General features: G+C 62.4%; 19 protein-coding genes. 12 read left to right on the forward strand and 7 right to left on the reverse strand.

From position 1 onward, the window contains the following. Positions 1 to 132: 132 nt before the first annotated feature. Positions 133 to 465 (reverse strand): DUF6124 family protein, encoded by a 333-nt coding sequence (locus tag V5F23_RS09340; RefSeq protein ID WP_053150907.1) that lies wholly within the window; start codon positions 463 to 465, stop codon positions 133 to 135. A 532-nt stretch (positions 466 to 997) separates the two neighbouring features. Next, a complete protein-coding gene (locus tag V5F23_RS09345) occupies positions 998 to 2332 on the reverse strand; it encodes a phosphate ABC transporter substrate-binding/OmpA family protein (protein ID WP_338498149.1) in 1335 nt (444 codons plus the stop codon). Between the two features lie 414 nt (positions 2333 to 2746). Between V5F23_RS09345 and V5F23_RS09350 the strand changes: the two genes are divergently transcribed. Continuing rightward, the gene (locus V5F23_RS09350; RefSeq protein WP_212803602.1) at positions 2747 to 3664 is read left to right on the forward strand and encodes a transposase; all 918 of its coding nucleotides are present in this window, start codon (positions 2747 to 2749) and stop codon (positions 3662 to 3664) included. 374 nt (positions 3665 to 4038) lie between these two features. Here V5F23_RS09350 and xthA read toward each other — a convergent pair whose 3' ends face one another. Further along, positions 4039 to 4851 (reverse strand): exodeoxyribonuclease III, encoded by an 813-nt coding sequence (xthA, locus tag V5F23_RS09355; protein ID WP_338498152.1) that lies wholly within the window; start codon positions 4849 to 4851, stop codon positions 4039 to 4041. A 175-nt stretch (positions 4852 to 5026) separates the two neighbouring features. Between xthA and V5F23_RS09360 the strand changes: the two genes are divergently transcribed. From V5F23_RS09360 to V5F23_RS09390, 7 genes are all read left to right on the forward strand, one after another. Next, positions 5027 to 5677, forward strand: coding sequence for a GNAT family N-acetyltransferase (locus V5F23_RS09360; protein WP_042732807.1), 651 nt, complete (start codon positions 5027 to 5029; stop codon positions 5675 to 5677). Between the two features lie 65 nt (positions 5678 to 5742). Next, complete coding sequence (locus V5F23_RS09365) at positions 5743 to 7470, forward strand: autotransporter assembly complex family protein (protein ID WP_047737277.1); 1728 nt, start codon at positions 5743 to 5745, stop codon at positions 7468 to 7470. Continuing rightward, positions 7467 to 11153 (forward strand): translocation/assembly module TamB domain-containing protein, encoded by a 3687-nt coding sequence (locus V5F23_RS09370; RefSeq protein ID WP_042731777.1) that lies wholly within the window; start codon positions 7467 to 7469, stop codon positions 11151 to 11153. Before V5F23_RS09365 ends, V5F23_RS09370 begins: the two co-directional genes overlap by 4 nt. Positions 11154 to 11378: 225 nt before the next feature. Then, positions 11379 to 11852 carry a MarR family transcriptional regulator gene (locus tag V5F23_RS09375; protein WP_042731776.1) on the forward strand — a complete coding sequence of 158 codons (474 nt, stop codon included), beginning with the start codon at positions 11379 to 11381 and terminating at the stop codon, positions 11850 to 11852. Then, a complete protein-coding gene (locus tag V5F23_RS09380; RefSeq protein WP_042731775.1) occupies positions 11849 to 13315 on the forward strand; it encodes an efflux transporter outer membrane subunit in 1467 nt (488 codons plus the stop codon). The genes V5F23_RS09375 and V5F23_RS09380 overlap by 4 nt, the downstream gene beginning before the upstream one ends. Positions 13316 to 13330: 15 nt before the next feature. Further along, entirely contained in the window at positions 13331 to 14533 is a 1203-nt protein-coding gene (locus V5F23_RS09385) for an HlyD family efflux transporter periplasmic adaptor subunit (protein ID WP_042731774.1), read from the forward strand. 214 nt (positions 14534 to 14747) lie between these two features. Then, positions 14748 to 16277 carry a DHA2 family efflux MFS transporter permease subunit gene (locus tag V5F23_RS09390; RefSeq protein ID WP_042731773.1) on the forward strand — a complete coding sequence of 510 codons (1530 nt, stop codon included), beginning with the start codon at positions 14748 to 14750 and terminating at the stop codon, positions 16275 to 16277. A gap of 183 nt (positions 16278 to 16460) precedes the next feature. On the opposite strand, the gene lpxH is transcribed toward V5F23_RS09390, so the two are convergent. Together lpxH and V5F23_RS09400 are read right to left on the reverse strand one after the other, a co-directional pair. Beyond that, entirely contained in the window at positions 16461 to 17213 is a 753-nt protein-coding gene (gene lpxH / locus V5F23_RS09395; RefSeq protein WP_123578673.1) for a UDP-2,3-diacylglucosamine diphosphatase, read from the reverse strand. After that, positions 17210 to 17713, reverse strand: a complete 504-nt coding sequence (locus V5F23_RS09400; protein ID WP_042732373.1) for a peptidylprolyl isomerase — start codon at positions 17711 to 17713, stop codon at positions 17210 to 17212. Before V5F23_RS09400 ends, lpxH begins: the two co-directional genes overlap by 4 nt. A gap of 249 nt (positions 17714 to 17962) precedes the next feature. On the opposite strand from V5F23_RS09400, the gene V5F23_RS09405 reads away from it, so the two are divergent. The 3 genes from V5F23_RS09405 to V5F23_RS09415 all read left to right on the forward strand — a co-directional run bounded on the left by V5F23_RS09405 (position 17963) and on the right by V5F23_RS09415 (position 21722). After that, complete coding sequence (locus tag V5F23_RS09405) at positions 17963 to 19660, forward strand: glutamine--tRNA ligase/YqeY domain fusion protein (protein ID WP_042732374.1); 1698 nt, start codon at positions 17963 to 17965, stop codon at positions 19658 to 19660. A 21-nt stretch (positions 19661 to 19681) separates the two neighbouring features. Beyond that, positions 19682 to 21064: a cysteine--tRNA ligase gene (cysS, locus tag V5F23_RS09410; RefSeq protein WP_042732375.1), complete on the forward strand. Its 1383-nt coding sequence runs from the start codon at positions 19682 to 19684 to the stop codon at positions 21062 to 21064. Between the two features lie 202 nt (positions 21065 to 21266). After that, complete coding sequence (locus tag V5F23_RS09415; RefSeq protein ID WP_042732376.1) at positions 21267 to 21722, forward strand: DUF2214 family protein; 456 nt, start codon at positions 21267 to 21269, stop codon at positions 21720 to 21722. A gap of 197 nt (positions 21723 to 21919) precedes the next feature. Here V5F23_RS09415 and csrA read toward each other — a convergent pair whose 3' ends face one another. After that, positions 21920 to 22114 carry a carbon storage regulator CsrA gene (gene csrA / locus V5F23_RS09420; protein ID WP_003179932.1) on the reverse strand — a complete coding sequence of 65 codons (195 nt, stop codon included), beginning with the start codon at positions 22112 to 22114 and terminating at the stop codon, positions 21920 to 21922. A gap of 260 nt (positions 22115 to 22374) precedes the next feature. Between csrA and V5F23_RS09425 the strand changes: the two genes are divergently transcribed. Continuing rightward, entirely contained in the window at positions 22375 to 22740 is a 366-nt protein-coding gene (locus tag V5F23_RS09425) for a hypothetical protein (RefSeq protein WP_047737264.1), read from the forward strand. Between the two features lie 136 nt (positions 22741 to 22876). On the opposite strand, the gene V5F23_RS09430 is transcribed toward V5F23_RS09425, so the two are convergent. Beyond that, on the reverse strand, positions 22877 to 23566 hold the full coding sequence (locus V5F23_RS09430; protein WP_042730059.1) for an endonuclease I family protein: 690 nt from the start codon (positions 23564 to 23566) through the stop codon (positions 22877 to 22879). Between the last annotated feature and the right edge of the window lie 3 nt (positions 23567 to 23569).

Here is a 23569-nt window from a genome sequence, read left to right on the forward strand (position 1 = left end):
CCAATAGTGTGATCGACTCAAACCCTGTGGGAGTGGGCTTGCTCGCGAAGGCGGTGTGTCAGTTGATGAAGGGTACCTGACACTCCGCTTTCGCGAGCAAGCCCGCTCCCACAAGGGTTATGTGTTGGTTGACTAACGCGGGTCGACGTTATCCAGCGCCCGGTTTGCCAACAGGCTGCCGAGCTCGATCAACTGCTGGATGCCCAGCGCCACATGCCGCCTGGAGCCGTCCAGTTCAAACGCCAGGTCGCTGACCATCGCATTGGCCGACGCCAGGGTTTCGCTGAGGTTGGCAAGCAGGCATTCGGTGTCGATGCCGTTGACGACGGTGAAAAGTTGGCCTGGATCGCAGGTGGGTTCTGTGGGCTTGGGCTTGAGGTAGAAGTCGAGGGCGCGGTCGGCGGCTTTGTCGAAGGCGCTTGAGTCCGGATCGGTTTCCGGTGGGTTGGGGGTGACTTTGAACATGGATGAAACTCCTTGGTTATGGAGCCACAACCTATTGCTACCAAACATTAGGTGGCGGCTATACGCAGGTTGGTAGACCGGGTACCAAGGAAACCCCAGCGCGCCACAAGGGCGCCCTGCGCACAGCTGCCATAACAAATCTGCTGACACGATCGTCAGCAGAATGTAGTTGCCGAAGCTGTGAACCTTAGTTTTCCCCGGGCTACCAAACCCGATCACTGATTTGTCAGCGACCGGGAAACGATAAAACCCAGCCCCAAGGTGCACAAGCCGGCGGATTCTGGCGTAGTTGTAGGCAATGGCGCAAGGTAAGGGCGCCTGTGCCTACACCGAAACGAACGGAGTAAACACGCGTTTCCTGTGGCGAGGGGATTTATCCCCGTTCGGCTGCGAAGCAGTCGTAAAACCGGCTGACACGGTTCCTCTGTCACACCGCAGCGTCTGGCTTTGGGGCTGCTTCGCAGCCCAGCGGGGATAAATCCCCTCGCCACAGGGACACAGGGACATAGGGACATAGGGAGCTGCCAAGGTCTCAATAAACCCACACCTCCACCCGCCGATTGCGGATCCGGCCTTCATCCTCGCTGTTGGCCGCCACCGGCATCAGCGCGCCGAAGCCACGTACCTCGCGCAGTGTCACGCCGTTCTTGACCAGTTCGCGGCGCACGGCCATGGCCCGCAGTTTGGACAACAGGTCGGCGCGTGCCGGGTCGTCCTTGGCGTCGCCGAAACCCACCAGCGTCACGCGTCGATCGAGCTTGCCGTGCTGCTTTATGTAGTCGAGCACTCGTCCCAGGTCCTGGTGGGCCTTGTTGTCGAGGCTGGCGCTGCCTTCTTCGAAGCGGAAGTTCACGGACAGGCGTTGTGCATGGCGACTCAGGGCCTGGTAACCCTCGGGCATCAGCGCGTTTGGCGTCACCGACATGGCCCGTACGGTCTGGGCGATGAAGCCGTTGGCCGCGACGATGGCCTGGCCCTTGTCGCTCTGGGTGAAGTCGACCAATGCCTGGGCCCAGGGGTTCTGGTCCCACGGCGGCAGGTAGAAGAACAGCCGGCGGGACAGCGGGTAGTCCTCGGTGGCGATCAGGGTGTTCAGCGGCAACATGGGTTGGGAATCGCCGTCGACGATCGCCAGTGCCTTGGCTTGGCGTACGTAGGGCAAACCGATGAAACCGATGCCTTGCGGGTCCTGGCTGACGGCGTCCGACAACTGTTCGCTGGATTCGAAGCGTCGCGCTGTAGGATCCAGCCGCTTACCTTGTCGGCTGAGCACCAGTTCCTTGAAGGTGTCGTAGGTGCCCGATTGTTCATCCCGGGCGTACAGGTGGATCGGCCCGCCCACGCTGCCCACCGCTTCCCAGGTTTTTGCCTCGTCACTGAAGATCTTCGCCAGTTGCACGGTATCGAGCTGACGCAGTGGGTTCTGGGGATGAAGGATGATCGCCAGGCCGTCGATGGCAATGACCTGCTCGGCGGCAGGACTTTTCAGATCGCCGAGGGCGGACAATTCCTTCAGCTCGCTGTCCTTGATCGGCCGGGATGCGGCCGCCAGGTCGGTGCTGGCCTGCTTGAGGGCGGCGAAACCGGTGCTGGAGCCGTGGGCAGCGATGTCGACTTCGACCCGACGACCATCGCGGGTCTGGCCGACGATGCGCTGTTCGTTATCCCGGCCGGTGATTTCGGCACTGACCTTGAGCAGGCCCTGATCTTCCATCAAGCCCTTGACCAACGCCGGCCCCAGCGCCGCGCCGATGGTGTTGGAGCCCTGGATGCGCAGTGCCGGTCCACGCTCAGGCACCGGCAAGCTGCCGGCCCATGTCGCGAGCGGCAACCAGAGCCCCATCAACACACCCAACCACAGCCGCATGCCGGCACCTTCAGAACCTGAGGAAGTGCCGGAAGATTAAGTCAGTCAGGTGACTGAAAGATGACAGCAAGGCGACCGTTCCATCTGTGGCGATCACAGACCCAAGGCAAACCCAAAAAAACTGTGGGAGCGGGCTTGCCCGCGAAAGCGGCCTTGCAGCCAACCTCGCCATCGACTGACCCACCGCCTTCGCGGGCAAGCCCGCTTGTGTCTGAGTAAGGGAATAAACTCTGGGGTGAGAGGGGTAGATGGCAAGCTGTGAGTCCGCGGTGCTTGAAGCACGAGTGGGAGCAAAGCTGCCATCTACCTTTCTACTCTGGCCCATAAGCCCGAACAGTTGGACGAGCGGCACTCGAATCACAAGCGTGGGCAAAGCCAGAGCACTCTCATTTCTGAGTGTAAGAGGGTTTTGCCATGATTTCCTGGGTCGGTATCGATATATCCAAATCAAATCTCGTCGTTTGGGTTCGACCACAGAACCAAGGCTACGAGGTCCCCAATACGCCTGAGGGTTTTGCACAACTGGTCGAACAGCTAAGCCCGTACACGATTGGCCGGGTGTTACTGGAAGCCACGGGCGGCTATGAACGAAAGGTTATGGCAGCACTGCAGGAGGCAGGTTTCAATGTGCTCAGGATCAACCCTCGTCGGGCTAGAGCCTTCGCCGTAGCAATGGGCAAGAATGCCAAGACCGACCCCATCGATGCGGCTGTTCTTGCCGATTTTGCCGAAGCTCTGCATGCGTCTCACGAAAAGCCCATTTCACCTGAGCGTGAAGCACTGCGGGAGCTGATTCAGCTGCGCGAACACTTCGTCCAACAACGAGATGACAACAAGCGCCGGCTACAGCAGGCTCAGCTTCCGGCGGTTATCGAGGTGATCAAAGATCATATTCGCTACCTGCAAATCCAAATCAAGCAGTTTGGCAAAGCCATTAATCAAAGCATGCGTAAGCTGGATGCGGAGAAAGCCGACCGACTCACATCAGTTAAAGGGATCGGCACTGTGGCGACTGCTAGTTTGTTGGTTTACCTGCCTGAGCTCGGTGAGCTTGATCGCAGAGAGATCGCGTCCCTGGCGGGAATCGCCCCCTACAACGACGACAGTGGCAATCACAGCGGCAAACGTCAGATTTACGGAGGAAGAGCGCGGGTCAGACGTGCGCTTTATATGTCGTGCTGGGTTGTCATCCGCTATCACGCCGACTTCAAGGCCCGGTACGAAGCACTTCGAGGGCGAGGCAAGAGCGCGAAAGTCGCGCTCATCGCCTGCATGCGAATATTGCTAATCAGACTGAATGTCATGCTTCGAGACGGCACTGAATGGCGGTGACGGGTGGCAGAGGTAAGACAGTTGCTCCCACAATGGGTTCTGTGGCGACCACAGACCCAGAGCAAACCCAAAAAAACTGTGGGAGCGGGCTTGCCCGCGAAAGCGGCCTTACAGCCAACCTCGCCATCGACTGACCCGGCGCCTTCGCGGGCAAGCCCGCTCCCACAATGGGTTCTGTGGCGATCACAGACTCAAGGCAAACCCAAAAAACCTGTGGGAGCGGGCTTGCCCGCGAAGACGGCGTTACAGCCAACCTCGCCATCGACTGACCCGGCGCCTTTGCGGGCAAGCCCGCTCCCACAATGGGTTCTGTGGCGATCACAGGCTCAAGGCAAACCCCAACCCCTGTGGTGGCCCGGTACCTGTGGTTGCGGTCAGCTCAGTTGCAGCCAGATCGGTGCATGGTCCGACGGCTTTTCCATGCCCCGCAGTTCATAGTCGACGCCGGCATCCTTGACCCGGTGCAGCAGGCCATGGGAGGTGAGGATCAGGTCAATGCGCAGGCCGCGCTTGGGTTCGTCTTCGAAGCCGCGGCTGCGGTAGTCGAACCAGCTGAAACGGTCGCAGACGTCCGGGTTCAGGTGGCGGAAGCTGTCCACCAGGCCCCAGTTCTTCAAGCGGGCCATCCACTCGCGTTCCTCCGGCAGGAAGCTGCATTTACCGGTTTTCAGCCAGCGCTTCATATTGTCCGGGCCGATACCGATGTCGCAGTCTTCCGGGGAGATGTTCACGTCGCCCATCACCACCACCGGCTGATCGTTGCTGAAGCGGCTTTCCAGCAATTGCTGCAAGTCGTTGTAGAACCGCTCCTTGGCGGGGAATTTGGTCGGGTGGTCGCGGCTTTCACCTTGTGGGAAATAGCCGTTCATGATCGTCACCGGCACACCGTTGGCATCGGCGAAGGTGCCCCAGATGAAACGCCGCTGGGCGTCTTCGTCGTCGCTTTCGAAACCCTTGTGCAGGCTCAGTGGCGGCTGGCGGGAGAGCAGGGCGACGCCGTAGTGGCCCTTTTGCCCGTGGTAGTGCACGTGGTAACCCAGGGCCTGGATCTCGGCCAGCGGGAACTGCTCGTCGTGGACCTTGGTTTCCTGCAGTCCGATCACGTCCGGCTGGTGCTTGTCGATCAGCGCCGCCAGCTGATGAGGACGGGCGCGCAGCCCGTTGATGTTGAAGGAGACGATCTTCATGGTCGGCAGTCCTGGCAAAACTGCGATGCTAGCTGACATGTCGGAAGGGGGCCAGCGTGGCAGTAGGACAAATGCGCTGCTAATGTCCTTTGCTTGTAGGAACGATCACAGCCCTGCCGGGTTCGTAGTCAATAAGAGCAGGGCCTCACCGAGCCCGCCCAGGAGATCCGCCACCATGCCTGAAACCGCCACCGCCCTCGCCGACATCCATATGCTCGACAGCGGTTATTCCCGCGAAGCCCGTTCGTTGCTGTACCAGGCCTATCGCCATGAGCCGACCTTCAGCTTCCTGTTCGAATCCGAGCGTCCCGGCTACGAGCAGCGAGTGCGGGCCACGGTGCGGGAGTTGGTGAAGCAGCATTTTCTCCAGGACCTGCCGGCCATCGGCCTGCTGGTCAATGACCGGCTTATCGGCATCGCCTTGATCGCCCCGCCACAGCGGCGCCTGGGCATCACCGAAAGCTGGGCGTGGCGGTTGCGCATGGTGTTGAGCACGGGGTTTCGCTGCACCCGGCGCTACCTGGAGTACCACGCGGCGGTCACGGCCTGCCTGCCGTCGGATGCGGTTCATGTGTTGCCGTTGCTGGGCATTCACCCACAGTTCCAAGGCCAGCATTATGGCGAGCAATTACTCACGGCCGTGCACAACTGGTGCGCGGTGGATGAGCATTCCCAAGGCGTTGTGCTGGACACCGGCAACCCCCGTTACCTGGATTTTTATAAGCGCCAAGGCTACGAGGAAATCGGCGAGATTGCCGTAGGACCGATCCGCGAACACGTGTTTTTCCACGCCAATCCGCAGGTCCTGCACAGCGCAACGGCCTGATCGGACGAACTTTTAGGACGAGTCTGGCTCTATCAGGCTCCCAAGCCCGTGATAGCATCCGCGCCATGAATGTTTCAGGAAGAATGACCAGCGGCGTGCTCATGCTGTCCCTCAGCTGCGCGGCGCTGGCGAACAGTGAACTGGAGGTACGGGTCAAGCCGGCCAACGACGCACTCAAGGCCAACGTAGAAGGTTACATCGGTGGGGTGGGCGATCGCGACGAAGAGGCGCTGTTGCGCTTCAGCCGCGGCGCCGAGGAGCAGGCCCGCAAGGCTGCCCAGGCGCTGGGCTACTACCAGCCGCAGATCGACAGCGAGGTCAAGGGCGGCAAGGACCCGCGCCTGGTCCTGAGCATTGACCCTGGCGAACCGGTGCATCTGCGCAACGTGACCCTGCGCGTCGAGGGCCCGGCGGCGTCCCTCAAGGCGTTTCGCCTGCCGGACGATCCCGGCCTCAAGCCCGGTGCGGTGCTCAACCACGGTCGTTACGAAGACGCCAAGCGACTGATCCAGAACCAGGCCTCGCGCTACGGTTTTTTCAGTGGGCGATTCACTCGCCAGCAATTGTCCGTGGACCCCCAGGCCGGTATCGCCGACATCGAATTGATCTACGACAGCGGCCCGCGTTACGCCCTGGGCCCGGTGAATTTCGAGGGCGATACGCCGTTCGACGAAGACCTGCTGCGGCGCATGGTGCCGTTCAAGGCGGGCACCCCCTACGACTCCGAACTCATTGCCGAGCTCAACCAGGCCTTGCAGTCGAGCGGCTACTTCGAAGGCGTGCGGGTCGACGCGGCACCGACCGCGGCCACCGATAACGTGATCCCGGTGGCGGTCAAGCTCGACACCCGCAAGCCCCGTACCATGGGCTTGGGCCTGGGGTTTTCCACCGACGTCGGCCCGCGGGCCAAGGCCAACTGGACGCGCCACTGGGTCAATCCCCAGGGCCACAGTTATGGCTGGGAGGCCGAAGTCTCGGCGCCCCGACAGAACGTCGGCCTGTGGTACGACGTGCCGCTGGACCCACCGCTGACCGACAAGCTGCGCTACGCCGGCGGCTACCAGTACGAAGAGTTGGCCGGCACCGACACCCTCAGCAAGCTGCTGACCGTCGGCCCGGAATGGCACAGCAAGTTGCCCAGCGGCTGGCAACGGGTGGTATCGCTCAAATGGCAGCGCGAGGAATACCGCCTCGGCGACGATTCGGGCTTGAGCACGTTGCTGATGCCGGGCGTCAGCTATTCCTACCTGCGCAGCGACAACCGCATCGACCCGCACAACGGCTACCGCTTGCAGTTCGACACCAAGGTCGCCAAGGAAGGGCTGGGTTCGGACAACAACCTCGTCTACGGCACCGCCATGGTCAAGGGCCTGACCACCGTGTTCGACAAGCACCGCCTGCTGGCCCGCGCCCAGGTCGGGGGCAGCGCCACCAATGGCTACAAATCCATCCCGCCGTCCCTGCGCTTTTTTGCCGGCGGCGACCAGAGCGTGCGTGGCTACGACTACCAGAGCCTGTCACCGGAGAACGCCGAGGGTGATCGCATCGGCGGCCGCTACATGGTGGCCGGCAGTCTCGAATACCAGTATTCGGTCGCAGAGAAATGGCGGGTGGCGACCTTCGTCGACCAGGGCAATTCGTTCAACAATCTTGAATTGCCAAGCCTCAAGACCGGCGTGGGTATCGGTGTGCGCTGGGTGTCGCCGGTGGGCCCGATCCGCCTCGATCTGGCCCATGCGCTGGACGATGAGGGTGGCATTCGTTTGCACTTTTCCATGGGGCCCGAATTGTGAGTCGTGGTTTGAAGGTAACGCTGCTGGCGTTGGGTACGCTGCTGGCCGTGGTGGTATTGGCGCTGGGCCTTATCCTGGGCAGCGCATTCGGCAGCCGCTGGGCCCTTGGCCTGGTGCCCGGGCTGAGCGTGGACAATTTCCAGGGGCGCCTTGGCGGGCAATGGAGCGCCGATCATCTGCTGTGGCAACAGGACAGCAGTCGGGTAGAAATCGATGGGCTGATCTTCGCCTGGTCGCCGCTGTGCCTGACCCGTCTGACCTTGTGCATCGAACGGCTCAAGGCCGATCAGATCAGCCTGCAATTTCCGCCTTCCGCCGATGAGCCGAGCAGCGGTCCGATCAGCTTGCCCGACCTGGACTTGCCGGTGGCCATCGAACTGGGAGAGGTGCAGGTCGCTCGCCTGCTGTTCAATGGCAGCGAGCAACTCAAGGGCTTGCAATTGGCGGCCCATTGGACGGCCGAGGGCTTGCGGATCGACTCGCTGCAACTGCAACGCGACGCACTGAGCCTACAGCTTTCCGGTCTGCTGAAGCCCGGCGCGGACTGGCCGCTGAAGGCCGCCGGCCAGTTGACTCTGCCCGCACCGACAGGCGTGCCCTGGACCCTGGACTTGAACGTCGATGGCGACCTGCTCAAGACGCTCAACCTCAGCGCTGACAGCCGCGGTTACCTGCAAGGCCGTCTGGTGGGCGAGCTGCAACCCTTGGCCGACCACCTGCCGGCCAAGGTGCGCATCACCGCCGACGGCTTCAAGGCCAGCGCCGACCTGCCGGACACCCTGGTGCTCAATCAGCTCGAGTTGACCGGCGAGGGCGACCTGGACACCGGTTACCAACTGCTCGGCAAGGCGACCCTGCCGGCCGAGAAAGGCCCCGTGGCGTTGCTGCTGCAAGGCAAGGTGGACGCCAAAGGCGCGCAGATCGCCGCCTTGGACCTGGACGCTGGCGAGCAGCAGAGCCTCAAGCTCAGCGGCCAGGTGGACTGGCGCGAGGGCCTGAGCGCCGACGCCAAGATCGCCTGGCTGGATTTCCCCTGGCATCGGCTTTACCCGCTGATCGATGAGCCACAAGTGAGCGTGCGCCGCTTCGACGGCGAAGTCTCGTACACCGATGGCAACTACCTCGGCCATTTCCAGGCCGCATTGGATGGGCCCGCCGGCGTCTTCAGCCTGGGCAGCCCGTTCAGCGGCGACCTGACCCAGATCCATTTGCCGCAACTTGAGCTCACCGCCGGCCAAGGCAAGGCCGAAGGGCACCTGGACCTGCAATTTGCCGAGGGTATTGCCTGGGACACGGCCCTGGCATTGTCGGCCATCAACCCGGCGTACTGGCTCGGCGAATTGCCCGGCACCCTGGCGGGGCCGTTGCGCAGCAAGGGGTCGATCAACAACGGCACCCTCAACCTCGACGCGGACCTGGACCTCAAGGGCAAGCTGCGCGGTCAACCGGCGCTGTTCCAGGCCCGGGCCAGCGGCGCCGGCGAACAATGGAACCTCAGCGCGCTGGACATCCGCCTGGGGGACAACCGCATCAACGGCAGCGCCAGCCTGCAACAGACGCTCACCGGCCAGGTCGACATCAAGCTCGCGCGTCTGGCCCAGCTCTGGCCGCAATTGCGCGGCCAGGTCATGGGGCGCGTCGAGGTCGCGGGGACACTCAAGGCCCCTCAGGGCAAGCTCGGCCTGCAAGGCACCCAACTGGCGTTTCAGGACAACCATCTTCAACGTCTGAACCTGGACGCAACCCTGGACAAAGCGCAGCGAGGCAAGGTCGACCTCAAGGCCAGTGGCATTCGCGCCGGCGACACGGCGCTGGGTGTGCTGACCGTCAGCGGGCAGGGTGATATCAAGCAACAGACACTCACCCTGGACTTGCAGGGGCCGCAACTCGACACGACATTGGCGCTGGATGGCCGGCTCGACCAGGGCAACTGGCGCGGACGCCTGGCCAGCGGTGACGTCCAGGCCGGCGGCCAGGCCTGGCGCCTGCAAGCCCCGGCGAAACTGGAGCGCCTGGCCAACGGCACGCTCAACGTGGGCGCCCATTGCTGGCGTTCCGGCCAGGCCAGCCTGTGTGGTGAAGACCAGCGGCTGATGCCGGAGCCGAAGCTGCGCTATCACCTCAAGCAGTTCCCCATCGAAAGCCTGGCCCAGTGGATGCCCAAGGATTTCGCCTGGAAGGGCCAGCTCAATGCCGACCTGCAACTGGACTTGCCGGCCAGCGGCCCGAACGGGCGGATCCTGGTGGACGCCAGTGGCGGCACGTTGCGCATCCGCGACAAGGAACACGAGCAGGCGCCGTGGCTGGACTTCCCCTACCAGACCCTGACCCTGGACAGCCGCCTGACCCCCAAGCGCATCGACACCCAACTGAATTTCGTCGGCGCCCGGCTCGGTGAGCTGATGCTCCAGGCGCAAATCAACCCGCTGCCGGCCAGCAAACCCCTCAGCGGTTCGTTCCGCCTGACCGGCCTGGACCTGTCCGTGGCCCGGCCATTCGTGCCGATGGTGCAAACCCTCACCGGCCACCTGAACGGCAGCGGGACCTTGTCCGGGGGCTTGCTGGCGCCCCAGGTCAACGGCAACCTGGTGCTCAGCGACGGCGAAGTGTCCGGGCCTCAACTGCCGGTCAGCCTCGAAGCCCTGCAGGTGCGCGCGATGATCGCCGGCGACACAATGCGGCTCAACGGTGACTGGAAAAGCGGCAAGGACGGGCAGGGCAGCCTGACCGGGGACATCGGCTGGGGCGAGGCCTTGAGCATGAACCTGGCGCTCAAGGGCTCGCATTTGCCGGTCACGGTCGAGCCGTACGCGGTGCTGGATGTGGCGCCGGACCTCGACATCACCCTGCAAGGCGAACGGCTGGCCATTGCCGGCAAGGTCCTGGTGCCCAAGGGTGAGATCACCATTCGCGAACTGCCACCTTCCACCGTCAAGGTCTCGGACGACACGGTGATCGTTGGGCACCAGACCGAGGAGGGCAAGCCGCCGATGGCCATGGCGATGGACATCGACGTGATTGTCGGCCAGGACAAACTCGCGTTTGCAGGCTTCGGCCTGACCGCCAACGTCCAGGGCCAGGTGCACATCGGCGACAACATGGACACCCGCGGCGAACTCTGGCTCAACGACGGTCGCTACCGGGCCTATGGGCAACGGCTGACGGTCCGTCGCGCGCGCCTGCTGTTCGCTGGGCCTATCGACCAGCCTTACCTGGACATCGAGGCAATCCGCCAGACCGACGATGTGATTGCCGGCATCCGCTTGAGCGGCAGCGCCGAGCAGCCGACCACGCAGATCTTCTCGGAACCGGCCATGAGCCAGGAACAGGCGCTGTCCTATCTGGTGCTGGGTCGGCCGCTGAGCACCACGGGCGAGGACAACAACATGCTCGCCCAAGCGGCGCTGGGTCTGGGCCTGATGGGCAGTGCCGGGGTGACCACCAGCCTGGCCAACAACCTGGGCATCAGTGATTTCCAACTCGACACCCAGGGCAGCGGCGATACCACCAGTGTGGTCGCCAGCGGCAACCTGTCGGAAAAACTCAGCCTGCGCTACGGCGTCGGCGTGTTCGAACCGGCCAACACCATCGCCTTGCGTTACAAGCTCAGCAAAAAGGTCTACCTCGAAGCCGCCAGTGGGGTCGCCAGCTCCCTGGACATCTTCTACAAGCGCGATTTCTAACCGTTCCCCAAAACCTCAATGTGGGAGCGGGCTTGCTCGCGAAGAGGGTGAATCAGCTGATGAAGATGTTGGCTGACCCACCGCATTCGCGAGCAAGCCCGCTCCCACATTTTGTTTCTGTGCCTGCCCTCATGAATAGCAAGCTAACTATTTTATTTGACATTTGCTGCCTAAGCAGTAATATCTCGACATACATTCACTGCCTAGGCAGCAAACGGTGCTCAGATGAAGCATTTCACCCCAGACGAATTCCACAAGTGCCATCTCGGCATGCTGCTCGGACGCGCCGCGCTGCTCAAGGATCGGATCATCGATACCCACATGGAACCCGTCGGCATCACGGCCGCGCAGTTCAAGGTGTTGATCATCATGGCCCAGCACGGCATCGACACACCCGCCGAGCTGTGTCGCTACCTGTCCCTGGACAGCGGTTCGATGACCCGCATGCTCGATCGCTTGCAACAGAAAGGTTTCCTCGCTCGTCAACGTTCGGTGGATGACCGGCGGCAAGTGCTGCTGGTGCTGACCGACGCCGGCCAGGCCCTGGCGGATCGGCTGCCGGTGATCGGTGCCGACGCCATGAACCAGTTGGCCAGCGCCATCAGCCGCGAGGAGCTGCAAACCCTCGAACAGATTCTCAAGAAAATTCTGCTTGCCGCCGGTGATCCCATCACCGTGCTGCGGTTGGGGGACAAATGAAGCGTAAGACCTTGCGTACTCGCCTGAGCCTGGTATTGCTCGCCATGAGCCTGGCCGGTTGCGCCAGCTATAGCGGCCTGAAGACCGAAGGCGTCAGCCTTGAGGCCCAGAGCCTCAAGGCCGGGCAATCGCTGAACGGTGTCAAGTTGTCGCCGGCCGCATGGCCGAAAAACGACTGGTGGAAAAGCCTGGGCGACCCGCAGCTCGACGGCCTGATCCGTGAAGCCTTGCGCGACAGCCCGGACATGCAGATCGCCAGCGCCCGGGTGCATCAGGCCAGTGCCGCCGCCTATGCCGCCAATGCGGCGCGCCTGCCCACCCTGGATGCCAGCGGCGGTGTCAGCCGTTCGCGCCTGTCCCGCGACGAGGACCCGGCGGGCGAGGGCGGTGCCTACAGCACCTTGCGCACGCTGGGGGTTAACTTCAATTACACCTTCGACCTCTGGGGGGGTCAGCGGGCCGCCTGGGAAGCCGCGCTGGGCCAGGCCCGTGCCGCCGAGATCGACCGCCAGGCAGCGCAACTGACCCTGGCCGCCGATGTGGCCCGGGCCTACAGCGACCTGGGCCAAGCCCACATCATTCGTGACCTGGCGGCCGAAGACCTCAAGCGCACCCGGCAGATGCTCGACCTGAGCAAGCGCCGTCTCAACGCCGGGATCGACAGCGAGTACCAGTTCCAGCAGACCGAAAGCCTGGAGGCCAGCGCCGATGCGACCTTGATCGACGCTGAGAAACGCCTGCAAAGCGCCAAGATCGCCTTGGCGGTGCTGTTGGGCAAAGGCCCGGACCGGGGCAGCGAAATCGCCCGGCCCAACGTGCTGCAGTCGAGCGCGGTCGCCTTGCCGTCAAACCTGCCGGCCGAGTTGCTGGGCCGTCGCCCCGACCTGGTGGCCGCCCGTTGGCGGGTCGAAGCGGCGAGCAAGGACATCGAGGCCGGCAAGACCAACTTCTACCCCAACCTCAACCTGAGCGCGGCGGCGGGGGTGCGGTCACTGTTGGGCGATGCGATGTTCGGCTCGCCCAGCCGTTTCTTCAACGTGGCGCCGACGGTCTCGCTGCCGATCTTCGATGGCGGACGCCTGCGGGCTGACCTGGATGCCCGGGACGCCGACTACGACCTGGCGGTGGCGCAGTACAACAAAAGCCTGGTCCAGGCCCTGGGGGATGTCAGCGACACCATCAACCAGCTGCGTGACATCGCCCGCCAGATTGGCGCCCAGCAACATGCCACTGATATCGCCCAAAGCTCATACGACACCGTGGTCCAGCGCTACGGCTCGGGCATCGGCAATTACCTGGACGTGCTGAGCATCGAGCAGCAATTGCTCCAGGCCCAACGTCAATTGGCGAACCTGAATGCCGAGCAGATCGACCTGTCGATCCAGCTGATGCAGGCCCTGGGCGGTGGTTTCGAACCCCAGGCCCTGGCCGCGGCCACACCGGCCTCTGCGCCGAATAACTGATTCGAGGGACTTGTCATGGCCACTGCCGACACTACGCAACCTACCCAAAACCCGCAGGACAGCGGCAACCCGCGCAAGCGCAAGGTCATGCTGCTGGCCCTCGCGGTCATCGTCATCCTCTGCGGCCTGGGCGTCTGGGCCTGGCACGAGCTGTACGGGCGCTGGAACGAAAGCACCGACGATGCCTATGTGAACGGCAACGTGGTGGAAATCACGCCGCAGGTCACCGGCACCGTGGTGAGCATCGGTGCCGACGACGGTGACCTGGTGCGCGAAGGCCAGATTCTGGTGCAATTCGACCCGAACGATGCCGAAGTCGGGCTGCAGAGTGCCCAGGCCAACCTGGCCCGCACCGTGCGCCAGGTGCGTGGCTTGTACAGCAACGTCGACGGCATGCGCGCACAGGTCAATGCCCAGGAAGCCGAGGTGCAGAAAGCCCAGGAGAACTACAACCGGCGCCGCAACCTGGCGGCCGGCGGGGCGATCTCCCAGGAAGAACTCTCCCACGCTCGGGACGACCTGACCTCGGCGCAAAATGCCCTGGCCAATGCCCGGCAGCAACTCAAGACCACCAGCGCCCTGGTGGATGACACCGTGGTGTCGTCCCATCCCGACGTGCAGTCTGCCGCCGCGCAACTGCGCCAGGCCTTCCTCGCCAACGCCCGCAGCACCTTGATCGCACCGGTCACCGGCTACGTCGCCAAGCGTACCGTGCAGTTGGGGCAGCGGGTGCAGCCGGGGACGGCGTTGATGGCGGTGATCCCGCTGGACCAGTTGTGGATCGATGCGAACTTCAAGGAAACCCAACTGCGTGACATGCGCATTGGCCAACCCGTGGAGATCGAAACCGACCTTTACGGCAGCGACGTGAAATACAGCGGCACGATCGACAGCCTCGGTGCCGGCACCGGCAGTGCGTTTGCCCTGTTGCCGGCGCAGAACGCCACGGGTAACTGGATCAAGATCGTCCAGCGGGTGCCGGTGCGCATTCATGTCAATGCCCAGGAACTGAGCGAGCATCCCTTGCGGATCGGTTTGTCGACCCTGGTCAACGTCAACCTGCACGACCAGAGCGGCCCGGTCCTGGCTCAACAGCCTCCGCAGAAGGCCACCTTCAGCACCCAGGTCTACGACCGCCAACTGGCCGATGCCGACGCGATGATTGCCCGACTGATCCACGAGAACAGCGCCGCGGCAAGCAAGACGGTACAGCGTTAGCCCTTGATGGCGCGCTCCCACGGGCAATTGCAGTGAACACCGATCCTGCGAGCGCCCGGGCCCGATGTGGGAGTGGGCTCGTTCGCGAATGCGCAGTTTCAGGCAGCAATTATTGAATGTGGAATCGCCTTCGCGGGCAAGCCCGCTCCCACAGGTTCTGTATCTGTGTCTTGAGTTGGACGATTCCGCCACCTTCGCTTCATAGGGTTTCGTAATGAGCAATAACGCGTCCTTCACACCGCCCAGCCTGTTGCTCAGTACCATCGGGCTGTCGCTGGCGACGTTCATGCAAGTGCTCGACACCACCATCGCCAACGTGGCCTTGCCGACCATTTCCGGCAACCTGGGCGTCAGCTCGGAGCAGGGCACGTGGGTGATCACCTCGTTCGCGGTGAGCAACGCCATCGCGCTGCCGTTGACCGGTTGGTTGAGCCGCCGGTTTGGCGAGGTGAAGCTGTTCCTGTGGGCGACGATGCTGTTCGTGCTCGCTTCCTTTCTATGCGGTATCTCCACCTCGATGCCCGAGCTGATCGGCTTCCGCGTGCTCCAGGGGCTGGTGGCCGGGCCGCTGTACCCGATGACCCAGACCTTGCTGATTGCCGTGTACCCGCCGGCCAGGCGGGGCATGGCCCTGGCGTTGCTGGCGATGGTCACGGTGGTGGCGCCCATCGCCGGTCCGATCCTGGGCGGCTGGATCACCGACAGCTACAGTTGGCCGTGGATTTTCTTCATCAACGTCCCCATCGGTGTTTTCGCGGCGATGGTGGTGCAGCAGCAGCTCAAGGCGCGTCCGGTGGTCACCAGTCGCCAGCCGATGGACTACGTCGGGTTGATCACGCTGATCATCGGCGTCGGTGCGCTCCAGGTGATCCTCGACAAGGGCAACGACCTGGACTGGTTCGAGTCGAACTTCATCATCATTGGCGCGTTGATTTCGGTGATCGCCCTGGCGGTGTTCGTGATCTGGGAAATGACCGACCGCCATCCGGTGGTCAACCTGCGGCTGTTCGCCTATCGCAACTTCCGTATCGGCACCATCGTGCTGGTGGGTGGCTACGCCGGTTTCTTCGGCATCAACCTGATCCTGCCGCAGTGGCTGCAGACCCAGATGGGCTACACCGCCACCTGGGCCGGGCTGGCGGTGGCGCCCATCGGTATCCTGCCGGTGCTGATGTCGCCCTTCGTCGGCAAGTACGCCCACAAGTTCGACCTGCGCCTGTTGGCCGGGCTGGCGTTCCTGGCCATCGGCCTGAGCTGCTTCATGAGGGCAGGCTTCAACAACGAAGTGGACTTCCAGCACATCGCCCTGGTGCAGTTGTTCATGGGCATCGGCGTGGCGTTGTTCTTCATGCCGACGCTGAGCATCCTGATGTCGGACCTGCCGCCGCACCAGATTGCCGATGGCGCCGGGTTGGCGACGTTCCTGCGGACCCTGGGCGGCAGCTTTGCGGCGTCGCTCACCACCTGGATCTGGATCCGTCGGGCCGACATGCATCATGCCTACCTGAGCGAGAACATCAGCACGTTCGAACCCAGTACCCGCGAGGCCCTCAACCAGCTCGGCGGCGCGAGCGCGCCGGCGTATGCCCAGCTCGATCAGATTCTTACCAGTCAGGCGTACATGCTCTCCACCGTGGATTACTTCACGTTGTTGGGGTGGGCGTTCATGGGGTTGATTGTGTTGGTGTGGTTGGCGAAGCCGCCGTTTGCGGCGAAGGCGGGGCCGGCTTCGGCGGGACATTGATTCTTCAGTGGGGGCGATCTTCTGGTGGGAGCGGGCTTGCCCGCGAAGGCGGTGGGTCAGCCAACATCTTCATCAACTGATCCACCCTCTTCGCGGGCAAGCCCGCTCCCACAAGGGGATCTGTGGTGAACACACAGAATGCTTCGCAAGCAGCTTCCACTCTCACGGTAGAGAAAGGACGGCTCAGTGAGTGGGGCCTGCCAGTTGGGGCGCAGGGGTGAAGGGGAAGGGGGCGAGGGTGTAGCCCTGTTCATCCACCTGCAGTGCCCAGCCTTGCTTGTCCCAATCCCCCAGCACGATGCGTCTCGCTGCATGTTCGCCGAGTTGCAGCTTGTGGATGGCGGGGCGGTGGGTGTGGCCGTGGATCAGGGTCTGTACGCCGTACTGCTGCATGATCCGCGGGATTTCTTCAGGCGTGACGTCGACGATGTCATTGGCCTTCATCCGCGTCTGTGCCCGGCTTTCGCTGCGCAGTTTACGCGCCAGTTTCTGCCGGCTGCCCAAGGGCAGGTGGCGCAGGATGAACAGCGTGACCGGGTTGCGCAGCCAGCGCCGCAGCTTCATGTAGCCTTCGTCGCGGGTGCACAGGCTGTCGCCATGCATCAGCAGCACCGGCTCGCCGTTGAACTGCACGACACTCGGGTCCTTGACCAGGGTGCAACCAGCGGCCTTGCAGAAGGCCTGCCCCAGCATGAAATCGCGATTGCCGTGCATCAGGAAGATGGCCGTGCCGCTGTCGCTCAATGCGCGCAGGGCCTGGCAGATGGAGCGCTGGAACGGGGTCATGGCATCGTCGCCGATCCAGGCTTCGAAAAAATCGCCCAGGATGTACAACGCTTGCGCCGAGCGGGCGCGGGTGGCGAGTAAATCCAGAAACGCCCGGGTGATGTCCGGGCGCTCCTCTTCCAGATGCAAATCTGAAATCAGTAGTATCACTCAATGATCTCGGCTTTCTCGATGATCACGTCTTCTGCCGGGACGTCCTGGTGGCCAGCTTTGGACGTGGTGGAAACGCCCTTGATGCTGTCGACCACGTCGGTGCCTTCGATCACTTCACCGAACACGGCATAGCCCCAGCCCTGTACGGTCTTGGCGCTGTGGTTGAGGAAGCTGTTGTCAGCCACGTTGATGAAGAACTGCGCGGAGGCCGAATGCGGCTCCATGGTGCGGGCCATGGCAATGCTGTACTTCTTGTTCGGCAGGCCGTTGTCGGCTTCGTTCTGGATGCTTGGGCGCTTGTCTTTCTTTTCCTTCATGCCCGGCTCGAAACCGCCGCCCTGGATCATGAAGTTGCCGATGACGCGGTGGAAGACGGTGTTGGTGTAGTGACCGGCCTGGACATACTCGATGAAGTTGGCGACGGTCAGCGGCGCCTTTTCTTTGTTCAGTTGCAGAACGATGTCACCGTGGTTGGTGGTCAGTTTGACTTTGCTCATGATCGCTACTCTTTCTAGGAATTCTTGGGTTTTGGGGCTGTGAGGCCCGCAACCGGTCTGGCTATGATCGGCCAGGCTGGGCAGTTTAGCCTGCCAGGCACGAATTTCGAGGCTGTTTTTCATCGGGTCGTCGATTAAATTCAATCGTTTGCCGGCCTGGCCTGTCAGGTGCTTGACAGCATCGGCTATGATACGGGCTTTGATTTATCAGGCCGCACCCGGCCGCGCACTTGTCTGTTCAAGGATCCTATGAGCAAGCCCACTGTCGACCCTACCTCGAATTCCAAGACCGGCCCGGCCGTGCCGGTCAATTTCCTGCGCCCGATCATCCAGGCGGACCTGGATTCGGGTAAGCACACACAGATCGTCACCCGTTTCCCGCCGGAACCCAACGGCTACCTGCACATCGGCCATGCCAAGTCGATCTGCGTGAACTTTGGCCTGGCCGAGGAGTTCGGTGGCGTCACGCACCTGCGTTTCGACGACACCAACCCGGCCAAGGAAGACCAGGAATACATCGACGCGATCGAAAGCGACGTCAAGTGGCTGGGCTTCCAATGGTCCGGTGAAGTGCGCTATGCCTCGCAGTATTTCGACCAACTGCACGACTGGGCGGTGGAGCTGATCAAGGCCGGCAACGCCTATGTCTGCGACCTGACCCCCGAGCAGGCCAAGGAATACCGTGGCAGCCTGACCGAGCCGGGCAAGAACAGTCCGTTCCGTGACCGCAGCGTGGAAGAGAACCTCGACCTGTTCGCCCGCATGCGCGCCGGTGAGTTCCCGGACGGTGCGCGGGTGTTGCGCGCCAAGATCGACATGGCCTCGCCGAACATGAACCTGCGCGACCCGATCATGTATCGCATCCGCCACGCCCATCACCACCAGACCGGTGACAAGTGGTGCATCTACCCCAACTATGACTTCACCCACGGCCAGTCGGACGCCATCGAAGGCATTACCCATTCGATCTGCACCCTGGAATTCGAAAGCCATCGTCCGCTGTACGAGTGGTTCCTCGAGCACCTGCCCGTGCCAGCCAACCCGCGCCAGTACGAATTCAGCCGCCTGAACCTGAACTACACCATCACCAGCAAGCGCAAGCTCAAGCAACTGGTGGACGAGAAGCACGTCAACGGCTGGGACGACCCGCGCATGTCGACGCTGTCGGGCTTCCGGCGTCGTGGCTACACGCCGAAATCGATCCGCAATTTCTGCGAGATGGTCGGCACCAACCGTTCCGACGGCGTGGTGGACTTCGGCATGCTGGAGTTCAGCATCCGTGACGACCTCGACCACAGCGCCCCGCGCGCCATGTGCGTGCTGCGCCCGCTGAAGGTGGTGATCACCAATTACCCGGAAGGCCAGGTCGAGAACCTCGAGCTGCCGTGCCATCCGAAAGAGGACATGGGCGTGCGCGTCCTGCCGTTCGCCCGGGAGATCTACATCGACCGCGACGACTTCATGGAAGAGCCGCCAAAGGGCTACAAGCGCCTGGAACCAGCCGGTGAAGTGCGCCTGCGCGGCAGCTACGTGATCCGCGCCGACGAAGCCATCAAGGATGCCGATGGCAACATCGTCGAGCTGCGCTGCTCCTATGACCCGGACACCCTGGGCAAGAACCCGGAAGGGCGCAAGGTCAAGGGCGTGATCCACTGGGTGCCGGCTGCCGCCAGCGTCGAGTGCGAAGTGCGCCTGTACGATCGCCTGTTCCGTTCACCGAACCCGGAGAAGGCCGAAGACAGCGCCAGCTTCCTGGACAACATCAACCCTGACTCCCTGCAAGTACTCACCGGTTGTCGTGCCGAGCCATCGCTGGGCAACGCACAGCCGGAAGACCGTTTCCAGTTCGAGCGCGAAGGTTACTTCTGCGCGGATATCAAGGACTCAAAACCCGGTCGTCCGGTCTTCAACCGTACCGTGACCTTGCGTGATTCCTGGGGTCAGTGATCAAGTCTTAAGGGAAACCCTGTGCTAACGATCTACAACACGCTCACCAAGAGCAAAGAAGTCTTCAAGCCGCTGGATGGCAACAAGGTGCGCATGTACGTCTGCGGGATGACCGTGTACGACTACTGCCACCTTGGGCATGGCCGCAGCATGGTCGCCTTCGACCTGGTAACCCGCTGGCTGCGCTACAGCGGTTATGACCTGACCTATGTGCGCAACATCACCGACATCGAAGACAAGATCATCAATCGGGCCCGCGAGAACGGCGAGCCCTACGATGCGTTGACCGCCCGCATGATCGAGGCCATGCACGAGGACGAGGCGCGCCTCAATATTCTCAAGCCGGACCTGGAGCCTCGTGCCACGGATCACATTCCCGGCATGCTGGCGATGATCCAGACCCTGATCGACAAGGGCTATGCCTACGCAGCGGGCAATGGCGACGTGTATTACCGCGTTGCCAAGTTCATGGGCTACGGCAAGTTGTCGCGCAAGAAAATCGAAGACCTGCGCATCGGCGCACGCATCGAGGTCGGCGAGTCGAAAGAAGACCCGCTGGATTTCGTGCTGTGGAAAGCCGCCAAGCCGGGTGAGCCGAGCTGGGAATCGCCGTGGGGCGCCGGGCGTCCGGGCTGGCACATCGAGTGCTCGGTGATGTCCACCTGCTGCCTGGGCGAGACCTTCGATATCCATGGCGGCGGCAGCGACCTGGAGTTCCCGCACCACGAGAACGAGATCGCCCAGAGCGAAGCGGCTTCCGGCAAGACCTACGCCAACGCGTGGATGCATTGCGGCATGATCCGGATCAACGGCGAGAAGATGTCCAAGTCCTTGAACAACTTCTTCACCATCCGCGACGTGCTCGACAAGTACCACCCCGAGGTCGTGCGTTACCTGCTGGTGTCCAGTCACTACCGCAGCGCCATCAACTATTCGGAAGACAACCTCAAGGACGCCAAGGGCGCCCTGGAGCGTTTCTACCATGCGTTGAAAGGCCTGCCGAGCGTGCCTGCCGCCGGTGGCGAAGCCTACGTGGCGCGGTTTACCGAAGTGATGAACGACGACTTCGGCACGCCGGAAGCCTGCGCGGTGCTGTTTGAAATGGTGCGTGAGATCAACCGCCTGCGCGAGAGTGATCTCAATGCGGCGGCGGGCCTGGCGGCACGCCTGAAGGAACTGGCCAATGTGCTGGGGGTGTTGCAGCTCGAGGCGGATGACTTCCTCCAGGCCGGTGCCGAAGGCCGCGTGGACGCCGCCGAGGTCGAGGCATTGATCCAGGCGCGCCTGACCGCGCGGGCCAACAAGGACTGGGCCGAATCCGACCGTATCCGCGATCAGCTCACCGCCATGGGCGTGGTGCTGGAAGACGGGAAGGGCGGCACGACCTGGCGTCTGGCCGACTAGAATCTTTTAGCGTTCGCAATACCCCTGTGGGAGCGGGCTTGCTCGCGAATGCGCTGTATCAGTGAGTGATTTGTTGACTGATACGCCGCATTCGCGAGCAAGCCCGCTCCCACAGTTTTTTTGCATGCCAACCCTGGCAATCATTGTTTTATGAGCTAGTACTGTCAGGTCGACCCGACGTTCACTGACAGGCGCCTCTCTCATGTTGGCTCATTGGTCTCTCGCGGCAATTCATCTCCTGGCCTTCGCCCTTGGCTTCTGGGCGGTGCTGACGCGCGGCACGGCACTGCGGCGCGTGGCGGATGGCGCGGACGCGGTTCGCAACGTGCTGGTGGCGGATAACGTGTGGGGCGTGTCGGCGCTGGTGCTGTTGGTGACCGGGGGGATGCGGGCGTTCGCGGGGTTCGAAAAAGGCTCGGACTACTACCTGCATCAACCGCTGTTTCACCTGAAGATGACGCTGTTGCTGCTGATCCTGTTGCTGGAAATCGCGCCAATGATCGCCCTGGTCAAATGGCGCATAGCCTTGGGCAAGGGCATGGCTGTCGATCCGTCACGGGCTGGCCGGTTTGCCCGGGTCAGCCACATCGAAGCCTTGCTGCTGGTCTTGATGGTGGTGGCGGCCACCGGCATGGCGCGGGGTGTGAGCCTGGGCTGAGCTGCCACGCGCGCCTGCTTCACCGCCATTAAAACGAAACGTCTGACAGCCAGGCTACGAGCCATGCCATTAGTATCGGTTCACGGGCTGGACGACAATCAAGAGGCGGGGTGGATCGGGGTAAGGCTCGATCGGCCGGAATCTTTAGCCAGCCATTGCGGCGATGCAAACGGGCTGGCTACGGACTGCTGCAAGGCTCAGGGCGTTTGCGGCTTGTCGGGGGCGGTGAGGCCTGCCTGAATACGTTGGTAGATCTCTTCGCGGTGTACCGCGACGTTTTTCGGGGCGTTGATGCCGATCCGGACTTGTTGGCCGCTAACGCCCAGAATGGTGATCGTGATGTCGTCACCAATGTTTATGCTTTCACCGACTTTGCGGGTGAGTATCAGCATGGTGTTCTCCTTGATTGCTTTATAGGGCACCTGATTCAGACAGTGCAGATGTCGGTACTGCTTATAGATTAGTGCTAAGTGTCACAACGTGGGTGCCTCTTTCTGACGTGCAGACGCAGCATTAATTCCCAGAGTGAATTCCCAGGGTGCGACTATACAGAGACGTCGGGCAGGATTCTCGTGTTTTGAGCGTCGTTCGCGGGGTTCTTGCTGGATGTGAGTGTTAAAATCCGTGCCTCATGTCTTCCAGGGGAAACGTTGTGCGCAAATTGGCTTGGGTTATCGCGGTATTGATGCTGGCTGGGTGTGGTGAAGGGCGTGACGCCGAGGCACCGAAGCCCAAACCCGCCGCGACCTCCGCGCCGGCTGCCGCTGCCGCGCCGCAATGGGCGGTCGAGGTTCGAGGCGAGACCCCGCAAGCGATCAGCGACCTGACCGGGTGGCTCATCGAGCACAGCTTCATGTCGACCGTGGTGCGGGAAAATGGCAAGGAGCGAGTGCTGGTCGGCCCATTCAACTCCAAGGCCGACGCTGAAGCAGGTCAGGAGAAAATCACCGCTGCCCTGGTCCGGGCGAAAAAGCGCAACATCGAGACCCTGGTGGTGGATTACCCGACGGCCCAATAATCGGGCAGCACCCCATCAACGGTGGGCGCGAGCTTGCTCGCGAAAGCGTCGGATCAGTCAGCATTGATGTTGGCTGATATACCGCCATCGCGAGAAAGCTCGCTCCCACAGCCGATTGTGTTTTCACTCGGGTGAGTCAGCCGCAGGCCTTGAGGTCCACCGGCCCGACGAACTCGTTACCGTGCCCCATGACGCACGCCACACTCTGGTTGCGTTGGCGTTCCCAGCTTTCGACCGGGTAGGTCTTGTCCCAGGCTTCGTACAGGCGTCTGTCCTGTTTCGACAAGCGCAGGCCGTACTGCTTGCTCATGTAGAAGTAGGTGCGGGCGATCATGCCGCGAATGGACGGGCGGGGCATGACCTTCTTGGCCTTGAAATCCACCTGGGTCAGGCACGAACCGTATTGGCCCTTCTGCACCGGCAGCCAGCCGAAGCTGAAATTGTTCCGGTCGCCATTCACTTCGCCAATGCTCGGCACCAGGTTATGCAGGTCGGCCTCGGCCCGTTGATAGACCGGGTCGTAGCGGGTGCATTGTTTGCGGCCGCCTTCCTGCCAGCATTGGCGCTGATGGCCGATCTGCCACGCCGGAACAATGTGCTCCCACTCGATGCGCGCGGCGCGGCTGGCATTCTTGCGCGGCACGTAGCCGCAAGCCGCCAGGTTCACGCGATTGCCGGTATACTTGCAGCCGCAGTAGAACTCGGTGGATTGCGGCGCGTAGAGTTTCCAGGCGATTTTCTTGGCTTCGTTGAAGGTGCGCGGCGCAGCGGCCTGTGCCCCCATCGCGGCGAAAGCCAGCAATAAAGCAAAACAGCGAACACTCATCAC

The organism is Pseudomonas sp. WP18 (genome assembly GCF_036689585.1).
Classification (GTDB): Bacteria; Pseudomonadota; Gammaproteobacteria; order Pseudomonadales; family Pseudomonadaceae; genus Aquipseudomonas; species Aquipseudomonas chlororaphis_E.

What these genes read in the sequence shown, in the direction of transcription:
- V5F23_RS09365 (WP_047737277.1), top strand. Translation starts at nt 5,743, where the DNA reads ATGAATGTTTCAGGAAGAATGACCAGCGGCGTGCTCATGCTGTCCCTC.
- V5F23_RS09430 (WP_042730059.1), bottom strand. Translation starts at nt 23,566, where the DNA reads ATGAGTGTTCGCTGTTTTGCTTTATTGCTGGCTTTCGCCGCGATGGGG.
- xthA (WP_338498152.1), bottom strand. Translation starts at nt 4,851, where the DNA reads ATGAAGATCGTCTCCTTCAACATCAACGGGCTGCGCGCCCGTCCTCAT.
- csrA (WP_003179932.1), bottom strand. Translation starts at nt 22,114, where the DNA reads ATGCTGATACTCACCCGCAAAGTCGGTGAAAGCATAAACATTGGTGAC.
- V5F23_RS09415 (WP_042732376.1), top strand. Translation starts at nt 21,267, where the DNA reads ATGTTGGCTCATTGGTCTCTCGCGGCAATTCATCTCCTGGCCTTCGCC.
- V5F23_RS09385 (WP_042731774.1), top strand. Translation starts at nt 13,331, where the DNA reads ATGGCCACTGCCGACACTACGCAACCTACCCAAAACCCGCAGGACAGC.
- V5F23_RS09350 (WP_212803602.1), top strand. Translation starts at nt 2,747, where the DNA reads ATGATTTCCTGGGTCGGTATCGATATATCCAAATCAAATCTCGTCGTT.
- V5F23_RS09340 (WP_053150907.1), bottom strand. Translation starts at nt 465, where the DNA reads ATGTTCAAAGTCACCCCCAACCCACCGGAAACCGATCCGGACTCAAGC.
- V5F23_RS09380 (WP_042731775.1), top strand. Translation starts at nt 11,849, where the DNA reads ATGAAGCGTAAGACCTTGCGTACTCGCCTGAGCCTGGTATTGCTCGCC.
- V5F23_RS09345 (WP_338498149.1), bottom strand. Translation starts at nt 2,332, where the DNA reads ATGCGGCTGTGGTTGGGTGTGTTGATGGGGCTCTGGTTGCCGCTCGCG.
- V5F23_RS09390 (WP_042731773.1), top strand. Translation starts at nt 14,748, where the DNA reads ATGAGCAATAACGCGTCCTTCACACCGCCCAGCCTGTTGCTCAGTACC.
- V5F23_RS09375 (WP_042731776.1), top strand. Translation starts at nt 11,379, where the DNA reads ATGAAGCATTTCACCCCAGACGAATTCCACAAGTGCCATCTCGGCATG.
- V5F23_RS09405 (WP_042732374.1), top strand. Translation starts at nt 17,963, where the DNA reads ATGAGCAAGCCCACTGTCGACCCTACCTCGAATTCCAAGACCGGCCCG.
- V5F23_RS09360 (WP_042732807.1), top strand. Translation starts at nt 5,027, where the DNA reads ATGCCTGAAACCGCCACCGCCCTCGCCGACATCCATATGCTCGACAGC.
- V5F23_RS09400 (WP_042732373.1), bottom strand. Translation starts at nt 17,713, where the DNA reads ATGAGCAAAGTCAAACTGACCACCAACCACGGTGACATCGTTCTGCAA.